Source organism: Rhizobium sp. 9140 (genome assembly GCF_900067135.1).
GTDB lineage: Bacteria > Pseudomonadota > Alphaproteobacteria > Rhizobiales > Rhizobiaceae > Ferranicluibacter.
The window spans coordinates 3,046,895-3,073,861 of sequence record NZ_FJUR01000001.1 but is presented as its reverse complement, the minus strand read 5'-3'; the positions used below and the strand labels follow the sequence as shown (position 1 = coordinate 3,073,861).

At 62.4% G+C, this 26,967-nt stretch carries 28 protein-coding genes; 12 read left to right on the top strand and 16 right to left on the bottom strand.

All coding sequences use genetic code 11. From position 1 onward, the window contains the following. Nucleotides 1–18 precede the first annotated feature (18 nt). The 3 genes from GA0004734_RS14415 to GA0004734_RS14405 are packed head-to-tail and all read left to right on the top strand — an operon-like array spanning nt 19 to nt 2,391. Entirely contained in the window at nt 19–1,671 is a 1,653-nt protein-coding gene (locus GA0004734_RS14415) for a beta-galactosidase BglA (RefSeq protein ID WP_092934761.1), read from the top strand. After that, nucleotides 1,643–2,125 (top strand): putative toxin-antitoxin system toxin component, PIN family, encoded by a 483-nt coding sequence (locus tag GA0004734_RS14410; protein WP_245292425.1) that lies wholly within the window; start codon nt 1,643–1,645, stop codon nt 2,123–2,125. The genes GA0004734_RS14415 and GA0004734_RS14410 overlap by 29 nt, the downstream gene beginning before the upstream one ends. Continuing rightward, nucleotides 2,122–2,391 carry a hypothetical protein gene (locus GA0004734_RS14405; RefSeq protein ID WP_092934759.1) on the top strand — a complete coding sequence of 90 codons (270 nt, stop codon included), beginning with the start codon at nt 2,122–2,124 and terminating at the stop codon, nt 2,389–2,391. The genes GA0004734_RS14410 and GA0004734_RS14405 overlap by 4 nt, the downstream gene beginning before the upstream one ends. A gap of 4 nt (nt 2,392–2,395) precedes the next feature. On the opposite strand, the gene ade is transcribed toward GA0004734_RS14405, so the two are convergent. The 9 genes from ade to GA0004734_RS14360 all read right to left on the bottom strand — a co-directional run bounded on the left by ade (nt 2,396) and on the right by GA0004734_RS14360 (nt 12,102). After that, entirely contained in the window at nt 2,396–4,093 is a 1,698-nt protein-coding gene (gene ade, locus GA0004734_RS14400) for an adenine deaminase (protein ID WP_092934757.1), read from the bottom strand. Nucleotides 4,094–4,246: 153 nt separating this feature from the next. After that, nucleotides 4,247–4,975 carry an esterase family protein gene (locus GA0004734_RS14395; protein ID WP_092934755.1) on the bottom strand — a complete coding sequence of 243 codons (729 nt, stop codon included), beginning with the start codon at nt 4,973–4,975 and terminating at the stop codon, nt 4,247–4,249. Next, nucleotides 4,972–5,937 (bottom strand): acetylxylan esterase, encoded by a 966-nt coding sequence (locus GA0004734_RS14390; protein ID WP_092934753.1) that lies wholly within the window; start codon nt 5,935–5,937, stop codon nt 4,972–4,974. The genes GA0004734_RS14395 and GA0004734_RS14390 overlap by 4 nt, the downstream gene beginning before the upstream one ends. 141 nt (nt 5,938–6,078) lie before the next feature. Beyond that, entirely contained in the window at nt 6,079–7,407 is a 1,329-nt protein-coding gene (locus GA0004734_RS14385; protein WP_092936317.1) for an aspartate aminotransferase family protein, read from the bottom strand. A gap of 337 nt (nt 7,408–7,744) precedes the next feature. Beyond that, the gene (locus GA0004734_RS14380; protein WP_092934751.1) at nt 7,745–8,086 is read right to left on the bottom strand and encodes an ArsR/SmtB family transcription factor; all 342 of its coding nucleotides are present in this window, start codon (nt 8,084–8,086) and stop codon (nt 7,745–7,747) included. Nucleotides 8,087–8,205: 119 nt separating this feature from the next. Further along, complete coding sequence (locus tag GA0004734_RS14375; RefSeq protein ID WP_092934749.1) at nt 8,206–8,946, bottom strand: HugZ family pyridoxamine 5'-phosphate oxidase; 741 nt, start codon at nt 8,944–8,946, stop codon at nt 8,206–8,208. A 125-nt stretch (nt 8,947–9,071) separates the two neighbouring features. Beyond that, nucleotides 9,072–10,121, bottom strand: coding sequence for a choline ABC transporter ATP-binding protein (gene choV / locus GA0004734_RS14370; protein ID WP_092934747.1), 1,050 nt, complete (start codon nt 10,119–10,121; stop codon nt 9,072–9,074). Next, nucleotides 10,118–10,963, bottom strand: coding sequence for a choline ABC transporter permease subunit (gene choW / locus GA0004734_RS14365; protein WP_092934745.1), 846 nt, complete (start codon nt 10,961–10,963; stop codon nt 10,118–10,120). Before choW ends, choV begins: the two co-directional genes overlap by 4 nt. Nucleotides 10,964–11,145: 182 nt before the next feature. Continuing rightward, nucleotides 11,146–12,102 carry a choline ABC transporter substrate-binding protein gene (locus tag GA0004734_RS14360; RefSeq protein WP_092934743.1) on the bottom strand — a complete coding sequence of 319 codons (957 nt, stop codon included), beginning with the start codon at nt 12,100–12,102 and terminating at the stop codon, nt 11,146–11,148. A 396-nt stretch (nt 12,103–12,498) separates the two neighbouring features. Here GA0004734_RS14360 and GA0004734_RS14355 point away from each other — a divergent pair, with 396 nt between their 5' ends. The 3 genes from GA0004734_RS14355 (at nt 12,499) to GA0004734_RS14345 (ending at nt 14,769) form a co-directional block, all read left to right on the top strand. Then, entirely contained in the window at nt 12,499–13,080 is a 582-nt protein-coding gene (locus tag GA0004734_RS14355) for a thymidine kinase (RefSeq protein WP_092934741.1), read from the top strand. A gap of 33 nt (nt 13,081–13,113) precedes the next feature. After that, nucleotides 13,114–13,512 carry a c-type cytochrome gene (locus GA0004734_RS14350; protein ID WP_092934739.1) on the top strand — a complete coding sequence of 133 codons (399 nt, stop codon included), beginning with the start codon at nt 13,114–13,116 and terminating at the stop codon, nt 13,510–13,512. Nucleotides 13,513–13,635: 123 nt separating this feature from the next. Then, on the top strand, nt 13,636–14,769 hold the full coding sequence (locus tag GA0004734_RS14345; protein WP_092934737.1) for a DUF2333 family protein: 1,134 nt from the start codon (nt 13,636–13,638) through the stop codon (nt 14,767–14,769). Between the two features lie 9 nt (nt 14,770–14,778). On the opposite strand, the gene GA0004734_RS26690 is transcribed toward GA0004734_RS14345, so the two are convergent. Continuing rightward, a complete protein-coding gene (locus tag GA0004734_RS26690; protein ID WP_092934735.1) occupies nt 14,779–15,780 on the bottom strand; it encodes an extensin-like domain-containing protein in 1,002 nt (333 codons plus the stop codon). A 352-nt stretch (nt 15,781–16,132) separates the two neighbouring features. On the opposite strand from GA0004734_RS26690, the gene GA0004734_RS14335 reads away from it, so the two are divergent. The 3 genes from GA0004734_RS14335 (at nt 16,133) to queF (ending at nt 20,066) form a co-directional block, all read left to right on the top strand. Continuing rightward, nucleotides 16,133–18,322, top strand: a complete 2,190-nt coding sequence (locus GA0004734_RS14335) for an anthranilate synthase (RefSeq protein ID WP_092934733.1) — start codon at nt 16,133–16,135, stop codon at nt 18,320–18,322. A 314-nt stretch (nt 18,323–18,636) separates the two neighbouring features. Further along, nucleotides 18,637–19,605 carry a cation diffusion facilitator family transporter gene (locus GA0004734_RS14330; protein ID WP_092934729.1) on the top strand — a complete coding sequence of 323 codons (969 nt, stop codon included), beginning with the start codon at nt 18,637–18,639 and terminating at the stop codon, nt 19,603–19,605. Next, a complete protein-coding gene (gene queF / locus GA0004734_RS14325) occupies nt 19,602–20,066 on the top strand; it encodes a preQ(1) synthase (RefSeq protein ID WP_092934727.1) in 465 nt (154 codons plus the stop codon). The genes GA0004734_RS14330 and queF overlap by 4 nt, the downstream gene beginning before the upstream one ends. 21 nt (nt 20,067–20,087) lie before the next feature. On the opposite strand, the gene GA0004734_RS14320 is transcribed toward queF, so the two are convergent. After that, the gene (locus GA0004734_RS14320) at nt 20,088–20,918 is read right to left on the bottom strand and encodes a DUF2076 domain-containing protein (RefSeq protein ID WP_092934725.1); all 831 of its coding nucleotides are present in this window, start codon (nt 20,916–20,918) and stop codon (nt 20,088–20,090) included. A 205-nt stretch (nt 20,919–21,123) separates the two neighbouring features. Next, nucleotides 21,124–21,708 (bottom strand): HupE/UreJ family protein, encoded by a 585-nt coding sequence (locus tag GA0004734_RS14315; protein ID WP_092934723.1) that lies wholly within the window; start codon nt 21,706–21,708, stop codon nt 21,124–21,126. A 274-nt stretch (nt 21,709–21,982) separates the two neighbouring features. Between GA0004734_RS14315 and GA0004734_RS14310 the strand changes: the two genes are divergently transcribed. After that, nucleotides 21,983–22,564 (top strand): ATP-dependent Clp protease proteolytic subunit, encoded by a 582-nt coding sequence (locus tag GA0004734_RS14310; protein WP_092934721.1) that lies wholly within the window; start codon nt 21,983–21,985, stop codon nt 22,562–22,564. Nucleotides 22,565–22,620: 56 nt separating this feature from the next. Here GA0004734_RS14310 and GA0004734_RS14305 read toward each other — a convergent pair whose 3' ends face one another. Together GA0004734_RS14305 and GA0004734_RS14300 are read right to left on the bottom strand one after the other, a co-directional pair. Continuing rightward, the gene (locus tag GA0004734_RS14305) at nt 22,621–23,007 is read right to left on the bottom strand and encodes a type II toxin-antitoxin system VapC family toxin (protein WP_092934719.1); all 387 of its coding nucleotides are present in this window, start codon (nt 23,005–23,007) and stop codon (nt 22,621–22,623) included. Continuing rightward, a complete protein-coding gene (locus tag GA0004734_RS14300; RefSeq protein ID WP_092934717.1) occupies nt 23,004–23,282 on the bottom strand; it encodes a type II toxin-antitoxin system Phd/YefM family antitoxin in 279 nt (92 codons plus the stop codon). The genes GA0004734_RS14305 and GA0004734_RS14300 overlap by 4 nt, the downstream gene beginning before the upstream one ends. Nucleotides 23,283–23,448: 166 nt before the next feature. On the opposite strand from GA0004734_RS14300, the gene GA0004734_RS26685 reads away from it, so the two are divergent. Both GA0004734_RS26685 and leuA read left to right on the top strand, forming a co-directional pair. Continuing rightward, complete coding sequence (locus tag GA0004734_RS26685) at nt 23,449–23,574, top strand: hypothetical protein (RefSeq protein WP_274533663.1); 126 nt, start codon at nt 23,449–23,451, stop codon at nt 23,572–23,574. Nucleotides 23,575–23,776: 202 nt separating this feature from the next. Then, complete coding sequence (gene leuA / locus GA0004734_RS14295; RefSeq protein ID WP_092934715.1) at nt 23,777–25,486, top strand: 2-isopropylmalate synthase; 1,710 nt, start codon at nt 23,777–23,779, stop codon at nt 25,484–25,486. 68 nt (nt 25,487–25,554) lie between these two features. Here the strand turns inward: leuA and GA0004734_RS14290 are convergent, their stop codons facing one another. Both GA0004734_RS14290 and GA0004734_RS14285 read right to left on the bottom strand, forming a co-directional pair. Then, nucleotides 25,555–26,382 (bottom strand): anti-sigma factor family protein, encoded by an 828-nt coding sequence (locus tag GA0004734_RS14290; protein ID WP_092934713.1) that lies wholly within the window; start codon nt 26,380–26,382, stop codon nt 25,555–25,557. Nucleotides 26,383–26,384: 2 nt separating this feature from the next. Beyond that, nucleotides 26,385–26,873, bottom strand: a complete 489-nt coding sequence (locus tag GA0004734_RS14285) for an RNA polymerase sigma factor (RefSeq protein ID WP_092934711.1) — start codon at nt 26,871–26,873, stop codon at nt 26,385–26,387. Nucleotides 26,874–26,967 lie beyond the last annotated feature (94 nt).

The window sequence follows — 26,967 nt, the reverse complement described above, 5'->3', positions numbered from 1 at the left end:
ATTCAGAAGGAATCGTCCATGGCCTCTTCCTCGAAGACCAACCCGGACTGGTGGCGCGGCGCGGTGATCTATCAGGTCTATCCGCGCTCGTTCCAGGATACGAACGGAGACGGTATCGGGGACCTCAGGGGCATCACCGCGCGGCTGCCGCATATTGCGAGCCTCGGCGTCGATGCCATCTGGCTCTCGCCCTTCTTCACCTCGCCCATGGCGGATATGGGCTACGACGTCTCGGATTATTGCGATGTCGATCCGATGTTCGGAACGCTGGCCGATTTCGATGTGATGCTCGCGGAAGCGCACCGCCTCGGTCTCAAGATCATCATCGATCAGGTCATCTCCCACACATCAGACCAGCATCCCTGGTTCAAGGAGAGCCGGACGAGCCGCAACAATGCGCGCGCCGACTGGTATGTCTGGGCGGATGCGAAACCCGACGGAACGGCGCCGAACAACTGGCTGTCGATCTTCGGCGGGCCGGCTTGGGAATGGGACGGCGTGCGCCGCCAATATTATCTGCACAATTTTCTCGGCTCGCAACCGGACCTGAACTTCCACAATCCGCAGATTCAGGAAGCCGTGCTCGACACGGTCCGCTTCTGGCTGGAGCGCGGCGTGGACGGTTTCCGGCTGGATACGGTCAATTACTACTTCCATGATAAGGAACTGCGCGACAACCCGCCGCTCGGGCATGGAGATGACGGGCCGGGGCTCGATGCGCCCGACGTCAACCCCTACGGCATGCAGAGCCATCTCTATGACAAGACGCAGCCGGAGAACATCGGCTTCCTCAAGCGTTTCCGCGCGCTGCTGGAGGAATATGACGATCGCACGGCTGTCGGCGAGGTTGGCGATGGCGGGCGCTCGCTGAAGACGCTGGCGGCCTATGTCAGCGACGGCGACAAGCTGCACATGTGCTATACGTTCGATCTCCTGGGGCCGGACTTCACGGCGAGCCATATCCGGCATTGCGTCTCGTCGTTTCAGGAGTCAGTGACGGACGGCTGGGTCTGCTGGGCGTTTTCCAACCATGACGTCCAGCGGCACGTGTCGCGTTTCATCCAGAACGAGAGCGAGCGGGAGCGGATCGGCAAGCTGGCCATCTCCGTGCTCGCAACGCTGCGCGGCTCCATCTGCCTCTATCAGGGCGAGGAACTGGCCTTGCCGGAGGCCGACCTCGAATTGCACGAGTTGCGCGACCCCTACGGCATCCGCTTCTGGCCGGCCTTCAAGGGCCGCGACGGGTGCCGCACGCCGATGCCATGGGAACATGTCGGCCAGAGCGGCGGCTTCTCCACGGGGCAGCCCTGGCTGCCGGTGCCGGATGTGCACAAGGCTATCGCCGTCGATGTGCAGGATGCCGCGCCCGACTCGGTGCTCGCGCACTACCGGGCAACGCTCGCTTTCCGCAAGGCGCACCCGGAGCTCTTCGACGGCGGCATGACCTTCCTTGAGACGAATCAGGACATCCTGATCTTCACCCGCGAGAAGGCGGGCGAGAAACTGCTCTTCGTCTTCAACCTCCGTCGGGGTCCGCAGACCGTGACGTTGCCAAAGGGCATGACCATTGCCGCGGCGCTGCCTCTGCCGGGCTTCGACACGGCGCGCATCGAGAAAGGCGAGATCGTGCTGGAGGCGCTGGATGCGTTTTGCGGGCGGGTTTCCGGATGACGTTCGAGCTTCGTTGCCGTTCCTTCGAAGCTTCATGAGGGTCGTGATAGACACGAATGTCCTGACCGGTGCATTTCGCAGCCGGGCAGGCTCTTCCTATCAGATTCTGGTCCGAATGCATGCTGGTCAGCTCCTGCCATTGGTCAGCACCGCCTTGTTCTCTGAGTACGAGGGGGTCATGAAGCGACCTGAACAGCGCACTGTCAGCGGCCTATCGGAAGCCGACGTCGATGACATTCTTGCGATCATCGCAAATCTGGCGCAGGGTGTTCATATATATTTCAGTTGGCGCCCGCAGCTGATCGACCCAGGGGACGAGATGGTTCTTGATACCGCCGTCAACGGGCGGGCAGAGGCGGTCATCACCTACAACGTTCGCCATCTAAAGGATGCCTGCCGGAGGTTCGGTATACCCGTCATGACGCCGGCAGACTTGTTGAGGAGATTGGTATGAACAAAGCTGTCCACGCCGTCGAACTTCCGGCTCGTCTCCGGGATGCAGCCGAGAGGCTTGCTGAAATGGAGGGCGTTTCCGTCGATGATTGGATCGCCTTTGCGGTTGCCCAAAAGGTCGGGTCATCGGAAGCTGTTGCTGAGTTTCTGAAACATAAGGCAACCGGTGCGACAGGACGGGATCTCCTTTACTATCTCGACCGGGTTCCGAATGCTGCTCCTATGCCTGGCGACGAGCTTCCAGAGGGTTGGAATCAGAGTAACTGAAGCTTCACCCGATCAGCATGAACCGATCCACATCCACCAGCCCCCTGTCCGAAATCTTCAGATGCGGGATCACGGGCAAGGGTAGGAAGGCGAGCTGGAGGAAGGGTTCCTGCAAGGTGGCGCCGAGAGCGAACGCCGCCTGGCGGAGATGGTGGAGCGTGTCGCGGACGCTTTCATAGGGTTCCGGGCTCATGAGGCCTGCAACGGGGAGAGCGATTTCGCCGGTTACGACGCCGTCTTCCACCACCACGAAGCCGCCTTTGATCTCGCCGAGGCGGTTGGCTGCAAATGCCATGTCGTCGGGATCGACGCCGACGACGCAGATATTGTGGCTGTCGTGTCCGACCGTCGAAGCGATCGCGCCCTTCTTGAGGCCGAAGCCCTGGACGAAGCCGTTGGCGTGGTTGCCGTTCACGCCATGGCGCTCGATGACCGCGACCTTGATGATATCCCGTCCCAGATCGACGCCCGTCTGGTTGCCGTCCTCCGGCAGCTGAAACCGGCGATGCTCGGTGATGATCTTGCCCGGGAGCACGCCGATGACGGACGTCTCTCCTTCCGCATAGGGTACGGCGAAGGCGGCGGCGTGGATATGGCCCGCCTTGACGCTGTCGAGCCCGACGGCTGCTACAGGGCGGCGGCTCGCAAAGAGAGCATCGGTCACGCGGCGCCCGCCAGAGAAAACCATCTGCGCCTTGCAGGTCTCGAGGCTATCCACCACCACGAGATCGGCGCGCCAGCCGGGGGCCACCAGTCCGCGGTCTCTCAGGCCGAAGGCGCGGGCGGCGGAGATGGAGGCGGCGCGATAGACGACGAGGGGGGCCACACCGTGCGCAATCGCCTCGCGGATCATGTAGTCGAGATGGCCTTCCTCGGCGATATCGAGCGGATTGCGATCGTCGGTGCAGAGCGCTAGAAAGGGCGACAGCCGCTCGGTCAGGATCGGCATCAGGGCATGCAGGTCTTTCGAGACCGAGCCTTCGCGCACGAGGATGTGCATGCCCTTGCGGATCTTCTCCAGCGCTTCCTCCGCCGTCGTGCATTCATGATCGGTGCGGATGCCGGCTGCGAGATAGCCGTTGAGGTCGAGACCGCGCAGCAGCGGCGCGTGGCCGTCGATATGGCCATCCTGAAAGGCCTCGAGCTTGGCGAGACAGATGGGATCTCTATGGATGACGCCCGGGAAGTTCATGAATTCGGCAAGGCCGATGACCTTCTCGTGGTTTCGATAGGGAAGAAGGGCCTCGATCGGCAGGTTGGCGCCCGACGTCTCCAGATGCGTCGCCGGGACGCAGCTCGAAAGCTGCACCCGAATATCCATGATGGTTTCGCGGGCGCTGTCGAGGAAGAATTCGATGCCTTCGGTGCCAAGCACGTTGGCGATCTCGTGCGGGTCGCAGATGGCGGTCGTGACGCCATAAGGCAGAACGCAACGATCGAACTCGTGTGGCGTCACCAGCGAGGATTCGATGTGCAGATGCGTATCGATAAAGCCCGGCACGACGATACGGCCGGAAATGTCGATCTCTTCTACGCCCCGATAACTGCCGCAGGTGCCGACGATGCGGTCTCCACAGAGGGCGATATCGGATTCGATGCATTCGCCGGTGACGAGATCGAAGAAGCGGCCATTCTTGAGGACGATGTCTGCAGCGACGCGGCCCGTGCCCTGGTCGATACGGTCGGAGAGGGAGGCGGACATGGGAGCTCCGATTCTGGCGGCGATAAGCGGGATGATAGGGTGGCGATGTCTGGTGCGGTGCGCCAAGGCACATCATAGAGGGCGAAGCGGGCAGGGGAAGAGTGGTCTGCGAATTGTCCTGTCGCCGGTGCTCTGGATCGGTCCGCGCGGCCGTCAGATGTAGAGCGCGGCCATCTTGCGCCAGGACTGGCCGCGATGGGCGCGACCGTCCCAGACGTGGAGCTGGTGGCCGACGCCCTTTTCGCTCAGCAACTGGCTCAGATGCCGGTTGTTATCGAGGAAAGGGTCGGCATCGCCGATGGTCAGAACGATTTCGACGGACCTCAACCGATCTAGCCGCCAGTCCTGCGAGAGGCCGGGGAGGAAATGCGTCGGCGTGTGGAAATAGACCTCTTCGTCATAATGGCCGTCGAGCAGATTCGAGAAGCTCTCGATCTCCAGCGTCAGGTCGTAGCGGCCGGAAAAGGCGACGAGCTTGGAAAAGAGGTGAGGATGGCGGAAGACGAGGCTGGCTGCCTGATAGGCGCCGAGGCTGCAGCCATGGACGATGGTGGCGCCGTACGGGTTCTTGTGCGCCATGAGCGGCAGCACCTCGTTGAGGACGTATTCCTCCAGCGCCCTGTGGCGGCGGATACGGTCGGCGGGATGGAGGCTGCGGTCGTAGAACGTTTCCCGCGCAAGCCCCTCGATGCAGAAGAGCTGTAGATGACCGGCGCGCACCTTGTCTGCCAATGTATCGACGAGGCCGAGCTTCTCGTATTCCCAAAATCGTCCTTCACGCGTGGGGAACATCAGCACCTTCGCGCCTGCATGCCCGAACACGAGCAACTCCATGTCACGATGGAGCCGCGGACTGTACCAGCGCAGATATTCGCGATTCATGGTGCCCCGAAGAGGTTCCCGACTTTTGCCATCAGTGCAGAGGACTGCGCTGCCTGACCAGGATAATCGAAATGCCCGGCGTCGAGGATGAAGATTTCGTTACAAGTTCTGATCGGCAGCGCGTTGGCAACGGAGAACTGGCAGGGCGGGGCGACGGCGGGATCGAAGCGAGCCACGGCGCACAAAAGAGGGACGGCGATGCGGCTAGCGGCGGTCGCCGCATCGAAAAGCCGTAGCGTCTGCCCTACCTCCGGGTGGTTGTGTCCATAGGCCTGAACGGCGCGGGCGCTGCCGATGGTAGGCAGAGTGAGCCAGAGCGGCCGGTTTCCGAATGTTGGAACCACGAGGTGGCCCCGGTCGATACGGTCGTCATAGGGAATGGCGAGCGCGCCAATTCCGCCGCCAAGGCTGATGCCGCTGTAGCCGACACGGCCTTTCGTGCCTGGATAGAGCCTGTTCAATACGCTGACGGCGACCCACACGTCCTCGACGCAGCCGCCGATGATGTACCGGTCCGGCTTGTCGATATCGTGCAGCACGTGCCAGCCTGGCTCGGGCGAGATCGGCGGGCGGGAACTGCGGGAAAGGCCGCGAAAGCAGGGAAAGAGAATAGCCGTGTCTTCGACCGGCAGATCGAGATCCGGCTGGTCGCGTCCGCCATAGCCGTGGCCGACGACGAGGCCGCGGCGTACATTGCCGTGGCCAGGAACGAGAAGCCAGCCGCCGATGCGGAAGCCGTCCGTCGAGGTATAGGAGAGATCGTGGACGACCCACTTTCGATGCTGCGTCGCCGAGGGTGTGAGACGCGGGTTCGGATCGATCCCGCGCGCCGTGCGGTGGCGTGCCTGCCAGAAGGCGTCGAACCCCTCGACTTCCGGCGGTAGGCGGATCGCGCGGAGTTCCGGCAGCCCGAGGCCATAGGTGGGGTCGAAATCAAAGGGGTGACGTTTTGGTATGCTCATGGTCGGCAAGGCTCGTTTTGCGGCAGAGGGTGGCCTGACGCGGAGCGCGGAAAGGCCTGCTGCCGATCTTGCCGTGCGGACATGGTTCGTGCATGACCATCTCCCGCGCCCTGTCGTGACGCGGGAGACGACGAAGGTCGCTCAAATTCCGCTTTCGAGCACCTGCCGGATGCCGCCAACGAGCTCATCGATCTCAGCTTCCGTGATGATCAGCGGCGGTGACAAGGCAATCGTGTCGCCGGTGGTGCGGATCAACAGGCCATTCTCATAGGCTTTGAGGAAGGCCGAGAAAGCGCGCTTCGTGGGCTCGCCGGCGATCGGAGCGAGCTCAATGGCGCCGATGAGGCCGATGTTGCGGATGTCGATGACATGCGGGCAGTCGCGCAGCGCATGCAGAGCGTTTTCCCAATAGGGTGCGAGCGTGGCTGCGCGGGTCAGAAGGCCCTCGTCACGGTAGGTGTCGAGCGTGGCGATAGCGGCGGCCGAGGCGATCGGGTTCCCGGAATAGGTATAGCCGTGGAAGAACTCGATCATGTGTTCGGGTCCCTGCATGAACGCGTCGTGGATCTCCGACGTCACGAAGACGGCGCCCATGGGGATGACGCCGTTGGTGAGGCCTTTCGCCGTGACGATCATGTCCGGCATGACGTCGAAATACTGTGCCGCGAACGGCGTCCCCAGCCGCCCGTAGCCGGTGATGACCTCGTCGAAGATCAACAGGATGCCGTGCTTGGTGCAGATCTCGCGCAGTTTTTGCAGATAGCCCTTCGGCGGGATGAGCACGCCGGTGGAGCCTGCGACGGGCTCCACGATAACGGCGGCGATGGTGGAGGCATCGTGCAGGGTGACGATGCGTTCGAGTTCGGAGGCGATGTCGCCGCCATGCTCGGGCTCGCCCTTGGTGAAGGCGTTCTTGTCCGGCATATGCGTGTGCGGCATGTGATCGACGCCGCTGAGCAGCGTGCCGAACATCTTGCGGTTCGAGACGATGCCGCCGACGGAGATGCCGCCGAAATTGACGCCGTGGTAGCCGCGCTCGCGGCCGATGAGGCGCGAACGCGCGCCGTCGCCCTTCACCCGGTGATAGGCGAGGGCGACCTTGAGAGCCGTATCGACCGATTCAGAGCCGGAATTCGTATAGAGCACATGGTTGAAGCCCTCGGGCGCAATGTCCACGAGGCGGTTGGCAAGCTCGAACGCCTTGGGGTGGCCGAGCTGGAAGGCGGGGGCATAATCGAGCTCGCCCGCCTGTTCGCGGATGGCCTCGGTGATCAGCGGGCGGCAGTGCCCGGCATTGACGCACCAAAGTCCGGCCGTGCCGTCGAGAACGGTGCGCCCGTCATGCGTCTTGTAGTGCATGTCCTTCGCCGAGACGAACATGCGTGGTTCCTTCTTGAACTGCCGGTTCGACGTGAAGGGCATCCAGAAGGCGCGCAGATCGTTGGGAGTGGCGTTCAGGCGGTTCGACATGACGGTCTCCATGGCCAACACGGCCATTTGGCGTTTGAGCTGATCGGCGAATTTTATCCGATGGTCAAACTATCAGCGGGCCTGAGGGCGTCAAGATATGCCGCATGCGTTGTCGTGCCGGGGCAGGCGTCACGAGAATAATTTATGTAAGTCACAAATAACACTTGAGATGATTGAGAAAAGAAAAAAGCCAGGAACCGTTCTGACTCCTGGCTTTCGTCACGCAAAATTTGCCCGCCTCGACAAAGGCTGGGTTGAGGGTTATGCGTTGCTATCTGCCCGCTTCGCGCCGCCGTACATCTCGACTTTCGCCGATACCAGCGGCTTTCGCGCAATATTACGCAGAGCGGCGACGCGGCTGTGCTTCTTCCTTCGCGTCTGCTGCGCCGTAGATTTCGGACAGCATCGAGAGGACCTTCAAAACGGACTCGGACGAAGACGAGTAGTAGATCGTCTGGGCGTCGCGGCGTGTCGTAACCAGGCTCTGGGCCCGAAGCTTCGACAGGTGTTGCGAAAGTGCAGACTGACTAAGGCCGACCTGAGCAGCAAGCGCTCCGACAGCCATTTCGCCCTTGACCAGTTCGTTCAGGATCAGCAGCCGCTTCGGGTTGGCCATAGCCGAAAGAAAATCCGCAGCGACCTCGGCTTTTTCATGCTGGTGGGGAGGAATTGTTTCCATGCCATACTCCATGCGACGTCTTGGCCCCACCCATTTGGTGCGGCTAGAATGAGACAATTAGGCATGACGCATAAAGGGAACAACAGGCCTATGCGAGATTTAGGGGTACTTCGGGGGAGTTAACGGTAAAGTTTGACGAACATTGCGCGGAGATCCGCTGTGTTTTCAACCTGCCGGGGAAAGACCACCCGACGGAATGCGTCTCCGAAGGCAAGATCGATTCCCTCGGCATCGATGCCCGTCACTTGCCAGCCCGGAGTAACCGGCTCGGGATCGTCCACAACCCTATATGTGACAGCATCTCCGTTGCTTTCGAGTTCGTCAAGAAGAACGCGTTCTGCTGCTGCGATTTCTTCCAGCGCAGGCGACGCGATCAGAAGGTCATTTCCTCCCAACACGTAAGCCCGGCCGAAGCCCGCATTGAAGCTTGCGCGGAGAGGTGCAAGCCGGAAAAACAGGAAATCGGGGAAATCGATATAAAGCTGCGCTTTGGGATGGCGCCCCAGGAAGCGGGACCGCAAGCGCGGGTGCCGCGGGTCCGTGTGCGTCACGGGTTCCGCCTCGCACTGCACGGTGATTCTCGGATGTGCGAGTGGATCGCCCTTGCCCGTGCGTCCGGCAAGCAGCGAGCACCTGACATCGGCGAGCAGCGCCTGCGTATGGGTTGCCAGCCGCGAGGCCAAGATGACCGGCGTGCCGTCGATGTCGAAGCCAAGGAGCACACGGCTGACGAAGGGGAAGCCGTCGCTGGCCGGTTCGAGAACGGCGATGGCTGCGCTGCGCTGTTCACGCAGGACAAGGCGGGCGAGCTTTCGCGCCGCCTCGTCCGTTTCGCGCAATACGGGTGGTTTGTCTGTCATTTCGGGGCTCCCTGACGTCGCGACGCTTCGTCGTTCGCGGCACGTGTCGCGAACGATTCGGCTCGGGAGCCTACAGAGCAAAGCTGTCTTGTGAAGCCGCTTTGGCTGGACGCGTGCTGGAGGCCTCAGGGGCGCGTTCGATGCCGCGTCAGGCCCTCAATCACGTCCTGAGCGTCGATGGTCCCGATGACGGCACCGTTTTCGACGACGCCGATCGCGCCCGGCTGGCGGGTCATGGCGTCGAGGATGTCGATCAGCGGCGTATCGGGTGCTGCTGTGGCACTGACGCCACCAGGCGAGGGGCGCTGGGCAAGGCCGCGCTGCATGACATCTGTCGCGGTCAGCATGGTGATCGGGTTCATGTGCTGAACGAAATCGGCCACATACTGATTGGCGGGGTTCTTGACGATTTCCTGCGGCGTGCCGCACTGGATGATGCGTCCACCCTCCATGATGGCGATGCGGTTGCCGATCCGGAAGGCTTCGTCCAGATCGTGACTGACGAACAGAATGGTCTTTTTCAGCCGGCGCTGGAATTCGAGAAGCTCGTCCTGCAGGCGCGTGCGGATGAGCGGGTCGAGTGCCGAAAAAGGCTCGTCCATCAGGAGGATCGGCGCGCCGGTGGCAAAGGCCCGGGCAAGGCCGACGCGCTGCTGCATACCGCCGGAGAGCTCCTGCACCTTGCGGCCGGCCCACTGCGTGAGGTTGACCAGTTCCAGCTGTTCGCCGACGCGGCGCCGGCGCTCGGCATCTGGCACGCCGGCAAGCTCGAGTCCGAAGCCGACATTGTCCTCGACCGTGCGCCAGGGCAGAAGCGCGAACTGCTGGAACACCATGGAGACGGTGTGCATGCGGAAGTCGCGCAAGGCCTTGGACGTCGCGCGGTAAGGGTCGATCGTGCCGTTGCCCGTCTTCACGCTGACATTGCCACGCACCACAGGCGCCAGACCATTGACCGCTCGCAGCAGCGTCGACTTTCCAGAGCCCGACAGCCCCATCAGCACGAGGATTTCGCCTTCGCGCACGGTGAGCGATGCACCGGCCACGCCGAGAACGAGACCCGTGGCCTCGCCGATCTCGTCGCGGGTCTTGCCGGCATCGACCATCTGCAAGGCCCTTTCGGGGCGTTCGCCGAACACGATATCGACATTTCCGAAGATCACGGCATCGCTCATGCGCCTTCTCCTTCGTCCGAGGAGCGGAAGAGGCGATCGAGAATGATCGCGAGAATAACGATGCAGAGGCCGGCCTCGAAGCCCTTGGCGACGTTAACCGTGTTCAGCGCGCGCAGCACGGGAACGCCGAGCCCGTTGGCACCGACGAGGGCGGAGATGACCACCATGGACAGCGACAGCATGATGGTCTGGGTAAGGCCTGCCATGATCTGCGGCGTGGCGAAGGGCAGCTCGATCTTGCGCAGCACCTGCGATGGCGTGGCGCCGAAGGACACGGCCGCCTCTGTCAGGGAGGGTGGGGTCGAGATGATGCCGAGCCGCGTCAGGCGGATGGGCGCCGGAATCGCGAAGATGACGGTGGCGATCAGACCGGGGACCATGCCGAGGCCGAAAAGGATCAACGCAGGAATGAGATAGACGAAGGTCGGGATGGTCTGCATCAGGTCAAGTACGGGGCGCATGAAGGCGTAGACCCAGGCGCGCCGCGCGGCGGCGATGCCCAGGGGAATGCCGATGGCCATGGAGACGACGCTTGCCGCCAGCACGAGGGCCAGCGTTTCCGTCGTTTCCTTCCAGTAACCCTGGTTGATGATGAGCAGCAGGCCAAGGCCGGTGAAGAGCGTGACGCCGATGGAGCGGCGCAGCCACCAGGCCAGTACGGTGACGATGCCGACGACGACGAGGGGATGTGGATACTGCAGAACGAAAAGAATGGCCGTGACGACGCCCGACAGGAAGCTGGAGAGCTGGTCGAAGAACAGGCTGAAATTGGTCGTCAACCAGTCGACGAAGGCCTTCGCGCCCTGGCCGATAGGAACACGGTGTCCTGTCAGAAAATCCATGCGGGATCCTCTCCTGAAAGAGTGACGGATGATACGACATCGATCGCTGAGACATCATGGACCGCGCAGGCGCGGATCGCAAAGGCCGGATCGAAGAAAGACGGATCTGAGGGAAATGGGGCTTGGATAAGCCTGGATGCCAGTGCGGAAAAGGCGGAGTTTCCCCCGCCTTCATGTCTGGATCAGAGGCCGAGTGCCGCTTTGACGGCCGGTAGGCCATCCTTGCCGTCCAGCGTCGTGACGCCGGCAAGCCAGGGTTCGATGGCGGTCGGGTTGGCCTTCAGCCATTCCTTCGCTGCCGTCTCGGGCTCCTCGCTGTCGTTCAGGATCTTGCCCATGATATGGTTTTCCATATCGAGGGTGAACTTCACGTTGGAGATCAGCTTGCCGATATTCGGGCATTCCGACACATAGCCGGCGCGCGTGTTGGTGTAGACGGTCGCGCCGCCGAAGTTCGGGCCGAAGGTGGAGTCGCCGCCCGTAAGGTAGGTCATCTCGAATGTCGAATTCATCGGGTGGGGAGCCCAGCCGAGCCAGACGACCGGCTTGTCGTCCTTCTGGGCGCGCGCGACCTGCGACAGCATGCCCTGTTCCGAGCTTTCGACGATCTCGAGACCGCCCATGCCCATCTCGTTCTTCTCGATCAGCGTCATGACGAGGCGATTGCCGTCATTGCCTGGCTCGATGCCGTAGATCTTGCCGCCGAGTTCGTCCTTGTGCTTGCCGATGTCGGAGAAGTCCTTGATGCCGAGAGCGGCACCCTTTGCATTGGTGGCGAGCGTGTATTTCGCGCCTTCAAGGTTCGCGCCTAGCGATTCGACCGTCTTGTCGTCCAGATAGGGCTTTACGTCCTTTTCCTGCGCCGGCATCCAGTTGCCGAGGAAGACGTCGATGTCCTTGTTCTTCAGCGACTGGTAGGTGACGGGAACCGATAGCACCTTGATGTCCGGCGTGTAGCCGAGGCCTTCGACAACAGCTGCAACCGTTGCGGTCGTGGCCGTGATGTCCGTCCAGCCGACATCGGAGAAGCGCACGGTGGCACAGCTTGCCGGGTCGGCGGCGAGCGCGGTTCCAGCGCTCAGCGCGCTCAGAGAAACGGCGGCGGACAGCGTGAGCAGGCGGGCGAAACTTCTGGTCATTGGTTTTTTGTTCCCCTGTTATGACGTCAGAAAGAGCATCGGATCCTCGGCATGTCCAGATCCGACGGTGAGGTCAGTGTATTGCGCTTGCGAACTCACGCGGCCCGTAATGCGACAGCAGATGTCGCAATGGCGCATTCCATGATCACGATCGAATTTAGTGGACCGTCGATCCGGAGTGCGATGTCGAACCGGCGAGGGCGGTCGAGCGTTCACGATCGTGAACATAGGGCATCGAATTACCGAGGCATAGGTGCAAGGGCGAGAATGACCGAAGCCGGCCCCCCGAACAGGGCTCTGGCCAAATGGCGTTTGGTCAGGCATGAAGCCGCCGGCCGGGGCGCTATGCGCCGCCCCATCCCGCGGTGCGCTTGAAAACCCGAAAGGATCGTCGGCATGGCCAAGCTCTATTTCCACTACGCCACGATGAACGCCGGCAAATCGACCCTGCTGCTGCAATCCTCCTACAATTACGAAGAGCGCGGCATGCGGACGGTGGTGCTGATAGCCGCCTTCGACAACCGGGCCGGCGAGGGGCGCGTTTCCTCCCGCATCGGCCTGTCATCGGATGCCATCGCGTTCAGCGTTGCGGACGATCTTTATGCACTGGTCAAGGATGCGATATCGCAGACGGATGCGGCGTGCGTATTCGTGGACGAGGCGCAGTTTCTGAGCGAGGCGCAGGTGTGGCAGCTTGCACGGGTGGCCGACCGGCTCGGCGTGCCGGTCATGGCCTATGGTCTGCGCACCGATTTCCGCGGACAGCTGTTTCCGGGTTCCGCAGCGCTTCTGGCGATCGCGGACGAATTGCGCGAGGTGCGGACCATCTGCCATTGCGGCCGCAAGGCGACCATGGTGGTGCGCCTCGACGGGCAGGGCCGCGTAATGCATGAAGGCGCGCAGGTCGAGATCGGCGGCAACGAGAAATACGTGTCCTACTGCCGCCGGCACTGGGACGACCGGATGCACGAAGCGTAAGCTGTGTTTCCACCTTATCCACGGGAGCACGACATGCGCATTGGTTTCATCCTCTGTCTTCTGATCTGCTTCGTTGCAGCCGGAGGTGCGGCGCGCGCCGGAGATGCCCCGATTGGAGATGCAGGAGCGGGGGAACGGGTGTTTCGCAAATGCGGCGCCTGCCACACGGCGACGGGGCCAGAGAACCGTGTTGGCCCCAGCCTGCAAGGCGTCGTCGGCCGGGCCGTCGCGCATGTCGCAGGCTATGGCTATTCGGATGCGATGACGGCGTTCGCCAGCGACGGCAAGGTGTGGGACGAGGCAAGGCTCTCGGCTTATCTGCTGGCGCCGCGCGCCATGGTTCCCGGTACGCGCATGAGCTTTGCCGGCCTGAAAACCGACAAGGATATAGCCGACGTGATCGCCTATCTGAAAAGCACGGCTGCGCAATAAAGCGCGAGGCCGGACGAAGCCGGTTGTGGCGGGTGGCCGCTATGCCTATGTCTCAGGCTGGGCAGCAAGCGCCGTGTCCCAAGTCCTGTGTCATCCGTCCTATCAATTAAGGAACACGCCTCCATGCTCGAACCGGTCGTCGCGTTCTTCCAGCGCCTCTTTTCAGCGATCGGCCGGGGGCTGGGCATTGCCATCTCCTGGCTCCTGTTTCCCTTCGTCAAATTTGCCGGCTGGTTCCGGGCAAGTGGCGGCTGGATCGTCAAGGGACCGGTCGCCGCCATCGTCATCCTGTTCGTCGGTCTCTACGGCTATTTTCTCTATACCACGCAGGCCTGGACGAATTTCGATCCCGACTACGTCAACCGCTATAACTTCGCGGCACGCAAGACCGATGCCGGGCTGCCGGTGAAGCTGGCGCCGGGTGCCGCCGCTCCGGCAACGCCAACCTGCGAGCGTTCGGCCATCGTCGATGTCGCCTCGGACCTGATCGATTTCAATGTCGACGAGAATGCCTGGATATCCTCCATGCTGCTCTACAAGGCGGGCTTCTTCGGTATCGACTGGGACCACACCCCGTTCCTCGACAACAAGGCATCCTTTCAGCGCGGCGTGAATCAGGCGGTGCGGCGCACGACGGTGGAGCTGGTGGATTCGCTCGGCCGCGTGCGCGGCACGTCTGGCATCAACGAGAACCTGCAAAAGGCCCGCAGCAACATGCAGTTCGATGAGGGCGCATGGTATTTCGGGCTCGACCCCTTCGGCCCGAAGACGCCAACACCGAGTTTCTACCGGTCCGCCAAGCGCGATCTGCAGGCGTTCAACGAGAGTCTCGTGAAATGCGAGGCGACCTTCGATGGCCGCTCGGACAATCTGATCGAGTTCATCGACCGCATTTCCAACGATATCGGCAATACCTCGGCGATGATCCGCGAGCGTTCCGAAGACCATAATGGCGGCTGGTTCGATACGCGGGCGGACGACCGTTTCTGGTTCGCCTATGGTCAGCTCTACGGCTATTACGGCGTGATGGCAGCGGCCGGCGCCGACTTCGACGGCGTCATCACCCAGCGTGGGCTGGCGCCGATCTGGGCGGAAAGCCTGAAGCAGCTGCGCTCGGCGCTCCGCATCCAGCCGGCCATCATCTCCAACGGCCGTGAGGACGGCTGGATCATGCCGACCCACCTCGCGACCATGGGCTTCTACATCCTGCGCGTTCGCTCCAATCTCGTGGAGATGCGCGACATTCTGGCCCGTTAAGCTCTGAAATCAGCGGCAATAACGGTAGTTACCGCGCCGTTGCAGCACGTCGAAATGCAGGTGGTTTTCGTGAGCCTCGTCGCTGCCGGGGTCCAGCACCGTTTCGAAATAGAGGCATCCGGTGGCCGTCACCGCACGCTGGAAGGCGCCGGAAAGCGTGCCGTCCTCGTCGCGCGGCTGGATCGCGATCGTTTCGCCGTTCCTGAAGGTGAAGGAGGCGATGTCGATGGCATTGCCGCGGGCATGCTCGGAAATCTTGCCCGTCGAGGCATTGTTGCGCAGGCGGCAGATATAGCTGGAGGCCTGGTTGATGGTCTTCAGCGCGCCATCCTCCGACATCGCGACGCGGGCCGCTGGAAGTACGGCCTCCTTCGTCCAGCGGGCAAGTTCCAGCGCGGCCTCGCAGCGCAGCGTCGCCTCTGGCGCGAGCTTGATGCCCGGCAGGATCTCGGACACGGAAATCGGCTTGTCGATACCGCAGCCCTGGCCATCGTCGATGCGCGGCTTTTCCGAGAAAGTCGTGCCGAGCGCCTTCAGATCCGTCAGGCACTGCGCATAGGCTGCGGGCTCTTCCGGGGTGATGACGCGTTCTGCGGCGGGCGTCGTGGTCTTGGGGTCGGCGGGCTTGTCAGCAGGCGCAGAATCGCCCGGTGCCGGCACGTCGGACTTCGTCTCCGGCCGGGCGGCATCGGGCTCTGCCGGGGGCTCCGCCGGTTTCTTCGTCTCACTCTCCGGCTTCCCGGTTTCGGGCTCTGCCGGCGCGGCGTCGGTTGCCGGTGGCGCAGGTTTCGTCTCGGGCTTTGGAACATCTTTGGACGCTGCCGGTTCGACCGGCTGACCGTCGGTGCTCGTTGCCTCGGACTGCTTTTCCGTCGTCGGCGCGGATTGCGTCTCGGCGGTTGCGGGCTTCGTGTCCGGAACGGGGCCGGCCTCCGGCAGGCCTGCGCCTGCGAGGACAAGAACGGTCGGGATGACCATCAGGGGGAAAAGCAGCGGCAGATGTCGACGCATAGGGACCCATCCAGTTTCAGGCGGCGCTCTGGCCGGTCATGCTCAACTAGGTGCGCGACAACTGTCGGCGAGGGGCATGACGAACGGTTTGCCGCGAGGTGTCGCCCTTTCGCCACGGTGTCATCATCGCGAAGCCTGCTTTTGCAGCGCTTGCCGCTTGCCAGATCGCGATCTCCGCGCTAACAGTTTTTCATGATCAACGCACGCATCCTTTCTGTCTGGTGGTGGGCTCGCTAAAGCGGCCTCGATCAGTCCTGCGTGATGGATTTTTACGATAAGCCGCCCGGAGTTTCGAGGCGGCTTTTTTGCATTCTGGCCGTGCTCGTTTCCCGAGCCAGAACGGAGCGAACGAATGGCGACGACTAAGCTTGAAGACGGTGCGGAATCCTACGTGACGCAGGGCGGGATCACCGTCACGCGCCGCCGGCGCGAGGCGTCCTATGCCGATGCGATTTCGACCTATGTGGACCAGCTCGACGAGCGGCGCGGCGCGGTGTTTTCCTCCAACTACGAGTATCCCGGTCGCTACACCCGCTGGGATACGGCGATTGTCGATCCGCCGCTCGGCATCTCCTCTTTCGGCCGTTCGCTCTGGATCGAAGCCTATAACGAACGCGGCGAGGTGCTGCTTGCTGTCATCGCCGGGCACCTGAAGGGCGTGAAGGACATCACCTTGGGAGCGCTGACGGCCCGGCGGCTGGACCTGACGATCGACATGCCGGACCACGTCTTCACCGAGGAAGAGCGCTCGAAGACGCCCACCGTCTTCACGGTGCTGCGGGCCGTCACGGCGCTGTTCTTCTCGGCCGAAGATGCGAGCCTCGGCCTCTACGGCGCCTTCGGCTACGACCTTGCCTTCCAGTTCGATGCCATCGATTTCAAGCTGAAGCGCCCGGACGATCAGCGCGATATGGTGCTGTTCCTGCCCGACGAGATCCTTGTGGTCGATCACTACGCCGCCAAGGCCTGGATCGACCGCTATGATTTCGCGCTCGGCGATCTCTCCACCTTCGGCAAGGCCGGTGACATCGAGTCTGAAGCTTTCCGCGTCGTCGACAGCATTCCACCGAAAGGCGACCATCGCCCCGGCGAGTATGCCGAGTTGGTGACGAAGGCCAAGGAAAGCTTCCGCCGGGGCGATCTCTTCGAGGTCGTACCCGGCCAGAAATTCTACGAGCGCTGCGACAGCAAGCCCTCGGAGATCTCCAACCGGCTGAAGGCGATCAACCCGTCGCCCTATTCCTTCTTCATCAATCTCGGGCATCAGGAGTATCTGGTCGGCGCATCGCCGGAGATGTTCGTGCGCGTGTCCGGCCGGCGGATCGAGACCTGCCCGATTTCCGGCACCATCAAGCGCGGCGCGGATCCGATTGCCGACAGCGAGCAGATCCTGAAGCTCCTGAACTCCAAAAAGGACGAATCCGAGCTGACGATGTGCTCGGACGTCGACCGCAACGACAAGAGCCGCGTCTGCGTACCCGGTTCCGTAAAGGTCATCGGGCGCCGGCAGATCGAGATGTATTCGCGGCTGATCCACACGGTGGACCATATCGAAGGGCGCCTGCGCGACGATATGGATGCCTTCGACGGCTTCCTCAGCCACGCCTGGGCCGTGACGGTCACCGGCGCGCCGAAGCTGTGGGCCATGCGCTTCATCGAGAGCCATGAGAAGAGCCCGCGCGCCTGGTACGGTGGTGCGATCGGCATGGTCGGGTTCAACGGCGACATGAACACGGGGCTGACGCTGCGCACCATCCGCATCAAGGATGGCATCGCCGAGGTGCGGGCGGGCGCAACGCTGCTCAACGACAGCGATCCGCATGAGGAAGAAGCCGAAACCGAACTGAAGGCATCCGCGATGATTGCAGCCATTCGTGACGCGAAATCCGCCAACAGCCATGGCAAGGGCCGCGACGTTGCGCCTGTCGGCACCGGGGTCAAGATCCTTCTGGTCGATCACGAGGACAGTTTCGTCCACACGCTGGCCAATTATTTCCGCCAGACGGGCGCGACGGTCACCACGGTTCGCTCGCCGGTTGCCGACAGCATTTTCGACAGCGTGAAGCCGGATCTCGTCGTTCTCTCACCCGGTCCCGGTTCGCCTAGGGATTTCGATTGCAAGGCGACCATCAAGAAGGCGCGCGCCCACGATCTGCCGATCTTCGGCGTCTGCCTCGGGCTCCAGGCTTTGGCGGAGGCCTATGGTGGCGATCTGCGCCAGCTGGCGGTGCCGATGCATGGCAAGCCATCGCGCATCCGCGTGCTGGAACCGGGCATCGTCTTTTCCGGTCTCGGCAAGGAAGTGACCGTCGGGCGTTATCACTCGATCTTCGCCGACCCCTCGACCTTGCCGCGTGATTTCATGATTACGGCCGAAAGCGATGACGGCACCATCATGGGCATCGAGCATACGAAGGAGCCCATCGCGGCCGTGCAGTTCCACCCGGAATCGATCATGACACTTGGCGGCGATGCCGGCATGCGGATGATCGAGAATGTGGTGGCGCATCTGGCCAAGCGCGCCAAGGTGAAAGCCGCCTGATAAGCTGGATATAACCCTGTTCGGCCTGTTTTAGGGTCTTGCATGCCCGTGCCTTTTCCGCGAAAGGGTGCGGGCAAACGCGTTTCGGGCAGAGACATCGAGGCCGCGACCGCTCCCTTCGACGGGATGGCCGGCGACCGTGCAGATCAGGCATTCCAGATAATTCCGCGTTAGAATACGTCGCGCCGTCGTCACCATCGCGCCGTCGGGCGTCAACAGCATGAGAGGCCGGCCCGTCGTCTTCTTTGATTTCGTTTGTCTTTTCGGGATAACCAGTTTCCACTTATCCCTGACAAACTCCAGAGGTACGTTCCATGACGACGACAAGCACCATTAACCGCGCCCAGCGGCTTGCCTTCTGGACCATTCCGTTGTCGCTTCTCGTGCTGGCCATGAAGATGGCGGCGTGGTGGTTCACGGGGTCCGTGGCGTTGCTGTCCGATGGCCTGGAATCGATCGTCAATGTCGTCGCCGCCGTCGTCGCCTTCGTGGTGATCGGCTATGCTGCAAAGCCAGCCGATGACGACCATCCGTTCGGGCATCACAAGGCAGAGTATTTCTCGGCCGTCATCGAGGGTGTGCTGATCGTCGTCGCGGCGCTCGTGATCGTCTACGAGGCGGTGCCAGCGGTTCTTTCGCCGCAGCCGATCGAGGCGCCGGCCATCGGCCTTGCGATCAACCTTGCGGCCGGTGTCGTCAACGCGATCTGGGCGACCGTTCTGCTGCGCGCCGGAAAGGCGTTCCGGTCGCCGGCTCTGTCGGCCGACGGTCACCACATCATGTCGGATGTGGTCACCTCGGGCGGCGTGCTGGTTGGCCTGCTGCTGGCGATCGTCACGGGCTACACCATCCTCGATCCGCTTCTCGCCGTCATCGTTGCAGGCAACATCCTGTTTCAGGGCTGGAAGGTCATCGCCGGCTCGATCAGCGGCTTGATGGATCGGGCGGTGGAGACCGCGGAAGACGCGGAAATCCGCGCGGCGATTGCGGGCAATGCAGCGGGCTCGCTCGGCGTGCACGACTTGAAGACCCGGCAGGCTGCCTCCGTCATCTTCGTCGATTTCCACATGGTGGTGCCGGCGGACATGACGGTGGGGGCCGCGCATGATATTTGCGACCGCATCGAGGACGCCATCCGCGCCGTCAACGGCGCCGCCAAGATCGCCATTCACATCGAGCCGGAGAGCGAAAAAGCTCACGGCATCCGCGTAAAGGTGACGCCGAGCCGCGCCGAGCCGGGTTCGCGCGACGCACCACGACACCAAGAAGGAGCAGACACATGAGCAAGACCGATGTTTCCGGGCTGTCCATGCTGGGGCAGGCCGCCGCCAGTCCAACCAACCCCGAAGAAGCGGTGCTGGAGCGCGTTCCGAGCAACCACGCAGGCACGGATTTCGTGGTGCGCTTCACCGCGCCCGAGTTCACGTCGCTCTGCCCGATGACCGGACAGCCGGACTTTGCGCATATCGTCATCGACTACGTGCCGGATGGCTGGCTGGTCGAGTCGAAGTCGCTCAAGCTGTTCCTGCATGCGTTCCGCAATCACGGCGCTTTTCATGAGGATTGCACGCTCGATATCGCCAAGCGTCTCGTGGATCTGCTCTCGCCCAAGTGGCTGCGGATCGGCGCCTACTGGTATCCGCGCGGCGGCATTCCGATCGACGTGTTCTGGCAGACGGGCAACCCGCCCGAAGGCGTCTGGTTGCCCGACCAGGGCGTCCAGCCCTATCGCGGCCGGGGCTGACCGCCTAAAGCGCGGGGCGGCTTACACGTCCGTCGTGTCGTCGGAGCCGAAGTCGGTGTCGACATCATCGCCCTGCGATGTGTCGAAATCGGCCTGCTGCCAGCCATCATTGTCGGCGGGCGTATCCGGCGTAGCGTCTGTCGGTGTGGTATCGGACGCCTGTGTCACGGCATCGTCGCCATAATAGTTGTTGATCGTGGTTTCCTCGATCGGTGCCGCGGTTTGCGTCGCGCTGCTAAGGCCGAGCGACGACATGTGGTTGCCGAAGATGCCACTGAGCGAGTTGGCAAGCAGCATGCCGCCCGCAACACCCGCCGCCGTTCCTATGGCGCCTCGCAGGAAGCTACCGCCTGCCGACGTCTGTTGCGGCTGACGTTCCCACGGTCCGCTCGCGGGCTGCTGCTGCGGCGAATAGGGCTGTTGGGGTGCCGGATAGGCCGGGCGCGGCGCGCTGCCCCAGGGGCCGCCGGCGGCGGAACGATCGGCAGGGTAAGCCTGTCCGCCCTGAGGGGCAGTCGGATTCGGTTGCGGCTTTTCCGACGATCCGAAAAGTGAGCCGAGAAAGCCGCCCGAATGGCTTTCGCGCGGCTCATTGTCGCGTTCGGTCTCCAGCGCGTGGATGCGTTCCTCGCTGCGGCGAAGCTGCGTCTCGAGGGATTCGATTCGCTGTGCTGCGGCCTCCAGGCCCTTTTCCTGAATGATGACGGCTTGGGCGAGGTAATAGGGCGCTGAGGGCTGGCTGCGGACGGCCTGATCAATCAGTGTTTCCGCCTCCCGGTCGCGTGGCGTCGAGGATGCTGTGCGGACTCGCTCGAAAAGGCCGCTGAGAAGGGATTGTTCTTCCGGTGACATGGTCGTCTCCCAAGGGCGGGATCATTCCAGAATGATGCTGCCGCTTGTCGCTTCTTCATGGACCGGTCTCGCGGCGATGTACCGCCCGATCCACGCTGGCAGGGTTGCCATGTTCTCGACTAGACGAAGAAAATCCGGCTTTTCAGGGCCGGATTTGGGCAGGAAGCGAAAGATTTTTCGGGTCGTTCGGAAGCAGATAGCCCGGTCAGCCGGCGACGAAGAGCGCCGCACCCGTCACTGCCGTTGCGGCACCGAGAAAGCGGGAGACGAGGCGCGCATTGCCCATGCGGCCGATCATGAGGCCGAGGCCGATACCGGCTGCGTGCAGGGCTGCCGTGGAGATCGCGAAGCCGAGGCCAAAGGGCAGGGCAGTTGCCGCACCCAGTTCGCCGCCATGCGCATAGCCGTGGAAGAGGGCGAAGATGCCGACGACGCCCGCGCCGGCGGCGGCGGGCATGCGCACCGCCATGGCCACCAGCAGGCCCAGAGCGACGATGGAGGCCAGGATGGCGGGCTCGACAAAGGGCAGGTGCAGGCCGGAGAGCGCCAGCGCGAAGCCGAGCGCCATCGTGACGACGAAGGCGGTGGGCACGGCAAGAATGGCGCGGCCGCCCATCTGCGCCGCCCAGAGGCCGACGGCGACCATGACCAGCACATGATCGAGGCCCGATAGCGGATGGGTGATGCCTGCCATCATCGAGCCATGTCCGGCCGGGTCGAGATGGGCGAAGGCCGGAGCGGCGGAAAGCGCGAAAGCCGCGGCAGCGGCGGCGAGAAAGCGACGTGTCATGATGGTCCCCTCAGTTCATGGCGGCGTGTGGGATCTGCTTGGGAGGCTCGCCGCCGTTATCGTTGCCATGCACATCCTAATCCGCCTTCGCGCGGTGTCCATACGGCAAATGCCCCAGATGGGTCCAAAGGCCGGCTCTTAACCATCGCGAACGGTCGGGCCTTTGCCGGGCTCGGGGCTTGTTGCCCCGGGTCTTGTGTTTGTTGCATTGTCATCGCGGTCGAGTCGCCTTATCTGAGCGGGTAGACAGATGAAATCTCGCGGGAGACAGCGGATGAACGAAGACGAGGACGACAAGAAGACGGAACTGCCCCTGGGCAAGGAAACTGAGGCGAACCTTTTCAAGTCGCGCTCTATTTTCATCTACGGCCCGATCAACCAGGAACTGGCGCAGAAGGTCTGCTCGCAGCTCGTGGCCCTCTCGTCTGCCAGCGATGAAGATATCCGCATCTTCGTCAATTCGCCGGGCGGCCATGTCGAATCCGGCGACAGTATTCACGACATGATCAAGTTCGTGAAGCCGAAGGTCTGGATCATCGGTACGGGCTGGGTCGCCTCCGCCGGTGCGCTGATCTATGTTTCGGTGCCGAAGGAGCAGCGTCTTTGCCTGCCCAACACCCGCTTCCTGTTGCACCAACCCTCGGGCGGCACGCGCGGCATGGCATCCGACATCGAGATCCAGGCACGTGAAATCATCAAGATGAACGAGCGCCTGAACCGGATCTTCTCGGAAGCAACCGGCCAGCCGATCGAAAAGATCGCCAAGGACACGGACCGCGACTACTGGCTGTCTGCCGAAGACGCCAAGACCTACGGTCTGGTCTCGCGGATCGTCACGAACGTCGCCGAGATCTGAGCCATTCTGCCTCCGATGAAATTCTGGACCCCGCCGCTTACCGGCGGGGTTTTTCGTTATGGGGCGGCGGTTGCCGAGAGGGGATGATCTGCCAGAGCCCGGTCGATGGTGACGAGCCGCATGTTCTCGATGGCACACTGGACGACGAGGAGCCTGTCGAACGGATCGCGAGTCGACGGCTCCGGCGAGATGGTATGGAGGGCATGATGTTCGTTGATGGGAAGGATGATCATTCCGGCTCCGGCGATGCTCCTCGGCAGGTTCTCCAAGCTGTCTCCGAACGCCAGCTTCCCGAGCCGGAATTTGATGGCCATCTCCCACAAAGTCGCGGTGCTGATGTAATTCGTGTGGCCATCGAGACGTTGCCTGATGTCGTCAGGCAGGGCGGACGTCTGTTGACGCAGAATGGAAATAAAGATCTGCGTGTCCAGCAGATGTCTCACCGATCGTTTACCCGCGGCGGCAGCGGCGTAATGAGAAAGTCCTCTGGAAGCGGATCATCGAAATCCGCGGCCACGTAAGTAACGATATCGGTAATACCGTTTTCGCGCTTATAGGCTTCCAGCCCCTCCCAATCGATCCCGCCTTGCTTTTTCGCCGGAACCAACTCCATCACCGGCTTGCCGTTGCGGGTCACGGTGAAGCGCTCGCCGTCTTCGACGCGACGGGCGAGTTCGGTCAGACGATTCTTGGCGTCTCGGATCGGGATCATGGTCATGTGGCTATTGTAGCCGCAAAATCGGAATTTGCAATTTCTCCGCCACCGGCATCCGATCGGACGAGCACGTATGGTTCTTTCGTCAAAAGATGCATTCCACACGCGCAACTGCCTTTTTCTTCACCCACCCTTGCCCTTTCTTTTGCCTCCGGCTATAGAGCCCGTCATGTCGAAGAACAGCGCCAAGATCATCGAGCAGTTTTCCCGTGGACGCACCGTCGTTCGCGATCGCTCGCGCGCGTTCACCTCGCTTCTCCTTCTCGGCCTTACGCGCGGTTGCCGGGTTCTTTAAGGAGCGCCCGGTGGCCGACAAGCCCACCGGCACAGCTCCTTAGACTCCGCTAAAATCCAACGTCTGCGCAGCACATCTCCTTATTTGCCATCGTCAACCGACGTGCGATCGGTTATGGCATCCCGCGCGACGTTTCACCGTGACAGCGATCCATGCCCGTATCGACCCGATGCCGGACGCTGTGAAGTCGAAGAGAACCGAAATGATCCTGAAGTCCCATACTGTCAAACAGGGCATGCCCGCGGCCGCCGTCAAATATCAGCCTTATCCGCAGGTTCCGATCACCGACCGTACATGGCCGTCGAAGACGATTTCGAGCCCGCCCATCTGGTGTTCCGTCGATCTGCGTGACGGCAATCAATCGCTGGTCGATCCCATGGGGCATGACCGCAAGGCGCGGATGTTCCAGTTGCTGGTCGACATGGGGTTCAATGAAATCGAGATCGGCTTCCCCTCCGCATCGCAGACCGACTTCGATTTCGCGCGCTGGTGCATCGAGGAGGGCAATATCCCGGCCGACCTCTCCTTGCAGGTTCTGGTTCAGTGCCGTCCGGAATTGATCACGCGGACGTTCGAGGCGCTGCAAGGCGCCAACAAGCCGATCGTGCATTTCTACAATTCGACAAGCGAGTTGCAGCGCCGGGTGGTGTTTGCCAAGGACGTTCCGGGCATCAAGCAGATCGCCACGGATGCGGCGAAGATGATTGCGGACATGGCGGCGAAGGCCGGGGGCGATTTCCGATTCGAATATTCGCCGGAAAGCTTTACCGGTACGGAACTGGAGGTGTCGCTGGAGATCTGCAATGCCGTCGCCGAGATCATCAAGCCGACAGCCGAGAACAAGCTGATCCTGAACCTGCCGTCGACCGTGGAAATGTCCACGCCGAACATCTACGCCGACCAGATCGAGTGGATGTGCCGCAATCTCGACAATCGCGAAAACATCATCATCTCGCTGCACCCGCACAACGACCGGGGCACGGGCATCGCCGCGGCGGAACTCGGTCTGATGGCCGGTGCCGACCGTGTCGAGGGAACGCTGTTCGGCAATGGCGAGCGCACCGGCAATGTGGACATCGTGACGCTGGCGCTGAACATGTTCACGCAAGGGGTGGACCCGCAGATCGATTGCTCCGACATCGAGCGCATCAAGGACGTCTACGAGTATTCCAACCAGATGGCGATTACCGAGCGTCACCCTTATGTCGGCGAACTGGTCTACACGGCCTTCTCCGGCTCGCATCAGGATGCGATCAACAAGGGCATGAAGGCGATCAAGACCGCCAACAAGCCGCAGTGGGAAGTGCCCTATCTGCCGATCGATCCGCGTGACGTCGGGCGGTCCTACGAGGCGATCATCCGGATCAATTCCCAGTCGGGCAAGGGCGGCATCGCCTACATCCTGCAGGAGGATTACGGCATCAACCTGCCGCGTGCGCTGCAGGTCGAGTTCCGCGAGGACATCCAGCGGATCACCGACGAGCAGGGCAAGGAGCTGCCCTCCAAGGCGATCCATGCGCGGTTCCTGGAGCGCTATATCGAGCAGCCGGGCGCACGCATCCGCTATGTCGATCACACGACGCTGCCGCTCGGCGAGCATCGCGGCGCACGCATCGTGCAGGCCGAGATCACGGATCGCGGCGAGACGAAGATGATCGAGGGGCGTGGCACGGGACCGATCGACGGCTTCATCAATGCGCTGTCGCTCTATCTCGGCGTCGATATCTCGGTTGCCGACTATTCCGAGCATTCGCTCCAGCAGGGTTCGAACGCGGCGGCTATTGCCTATGTCGAGGTGCAGCACAATGGCGGCAAGCTGTTCGGGGCCGGCATTAACACCAATATCGTCACGGCGTCTCTGGAAGCCATCGTGTCGGCTGCCAATCGTGTGATCGAGGAGCAGGTGGCCTGATCGTCTGCCGCTGATCCTGAGAGATCATCATCCCCGGATGGCAACGTCCGGGGATTTTTGTTTTCAGGCTACATCACGTCCGCGATCGCGTCGGCGAGGTCCTTGAAGTTGGCGGTGGCCGAGGGGCCGACGACGACATAGGTGGCGCCCGGCTCGTTCCAGGAAATGAGCGCGAGGTCGTCTCGCATGCTTTCTATCATCCGGCCGCTCTCGTCCGTGGTCGGTGAGCGCTGGAAACAGATGGCGTAGACCTCGCCGTCCTCATCCTTGAAGAGCAGTTGTGCGGTCGGCTTGCCGGCGGCGACCAGCAGGCGGGCGCCCTGGAAGGTGAGCTTGCTTGTCGAGAGATCCGGAACGGCGAAGGACACGCCGGTGCTGGCGGTCAGCCAGTTGCGGATCTCCTCGTCGTTTTCGGCGGTGACTTCGACCAGATGGCGTGGCTGGCGCGAATAGACCCGGTGCGCATCCGTGACGTCGTCGAGCCAGGTGCGGGCCTTGACGACCGGCGTCGGCGGTGTGTTGTCGTCGATGGTGCGGCCGATGAGATAGCCGGTGGAGCCGCCGATGAGCAGCATGCCGCAGGAGGCGGCCAGCGCTCCGCGCCAGAGCTTGCGCCGTTGTTTCCGTGGTGCGCCGACCACGCGTTCCTGCTTGGGGTTGATGTCGATACCCTGGCGGATGCGGCGGGCAAGCGACAAGGGCACGGGATCGTGCAGGAAAGCTTCGAAGCCGGAGGCACCGAAGGCGCTGCCCTGTTTCAGGTGCTCGAGCAGCCGACGGGCCTCGGCATCCCTAGCCAAAAGCTGGTCGATCTCCCGGCGCTCGTTCTCGTCCACTTCGCCATCGAGATAGGCTGACAGCCGCGCCTCGATGGAGGGACTTTTCGTGTTCTGCAAGGTCAGGCCCTTCTTTCCGTCATGTCGGAGGCCATCGAAGCCAGCCGCGCCCGGGCGGTCGCCAGCTTGGCCGCGATGACATCCGGCGCCAGGTCCAGGATCCGGCCGGCGTCGCGATAGGTTCTATGCTCGACGGCAACCAGAAGGAAGGCGCTGGCAAGCCCTTCGGGCATTGAAATGATCATCTGCTGCACGACGCCGGCAGTGACCGCTTTCCCCGACGGGCTATGGCCGTCCTGCAGATTAGCGGGGATGCGCTTGCGGCCCGTGGTCTCGTCGCGCAGGGTGCGCGCCAGCGTGTACAGCGCGTCTTCCAGCCGACCATGGCCGTTCCAGACCGGCTGGCGTCCCGTTGCGCGCTCGCACACCGTCTGCACAAGGTCATCGGCCTGCAGTCCGTCGCGCGTCAGGGTCAGGGCAAAGCGCCTCAACCTCGGCAGCAGACTGACGAGATCACGGCTGATGTCGATCGTTTCCTGAGCTGGGCGCATCGCTTTCACCTGCGGAGGTTTAGTCCGGACTCCCGACGCTTCATGGTCGGCGTCAAGCCATCGGCTCCCGTTTGTCGAACCGCTGAGATATGAA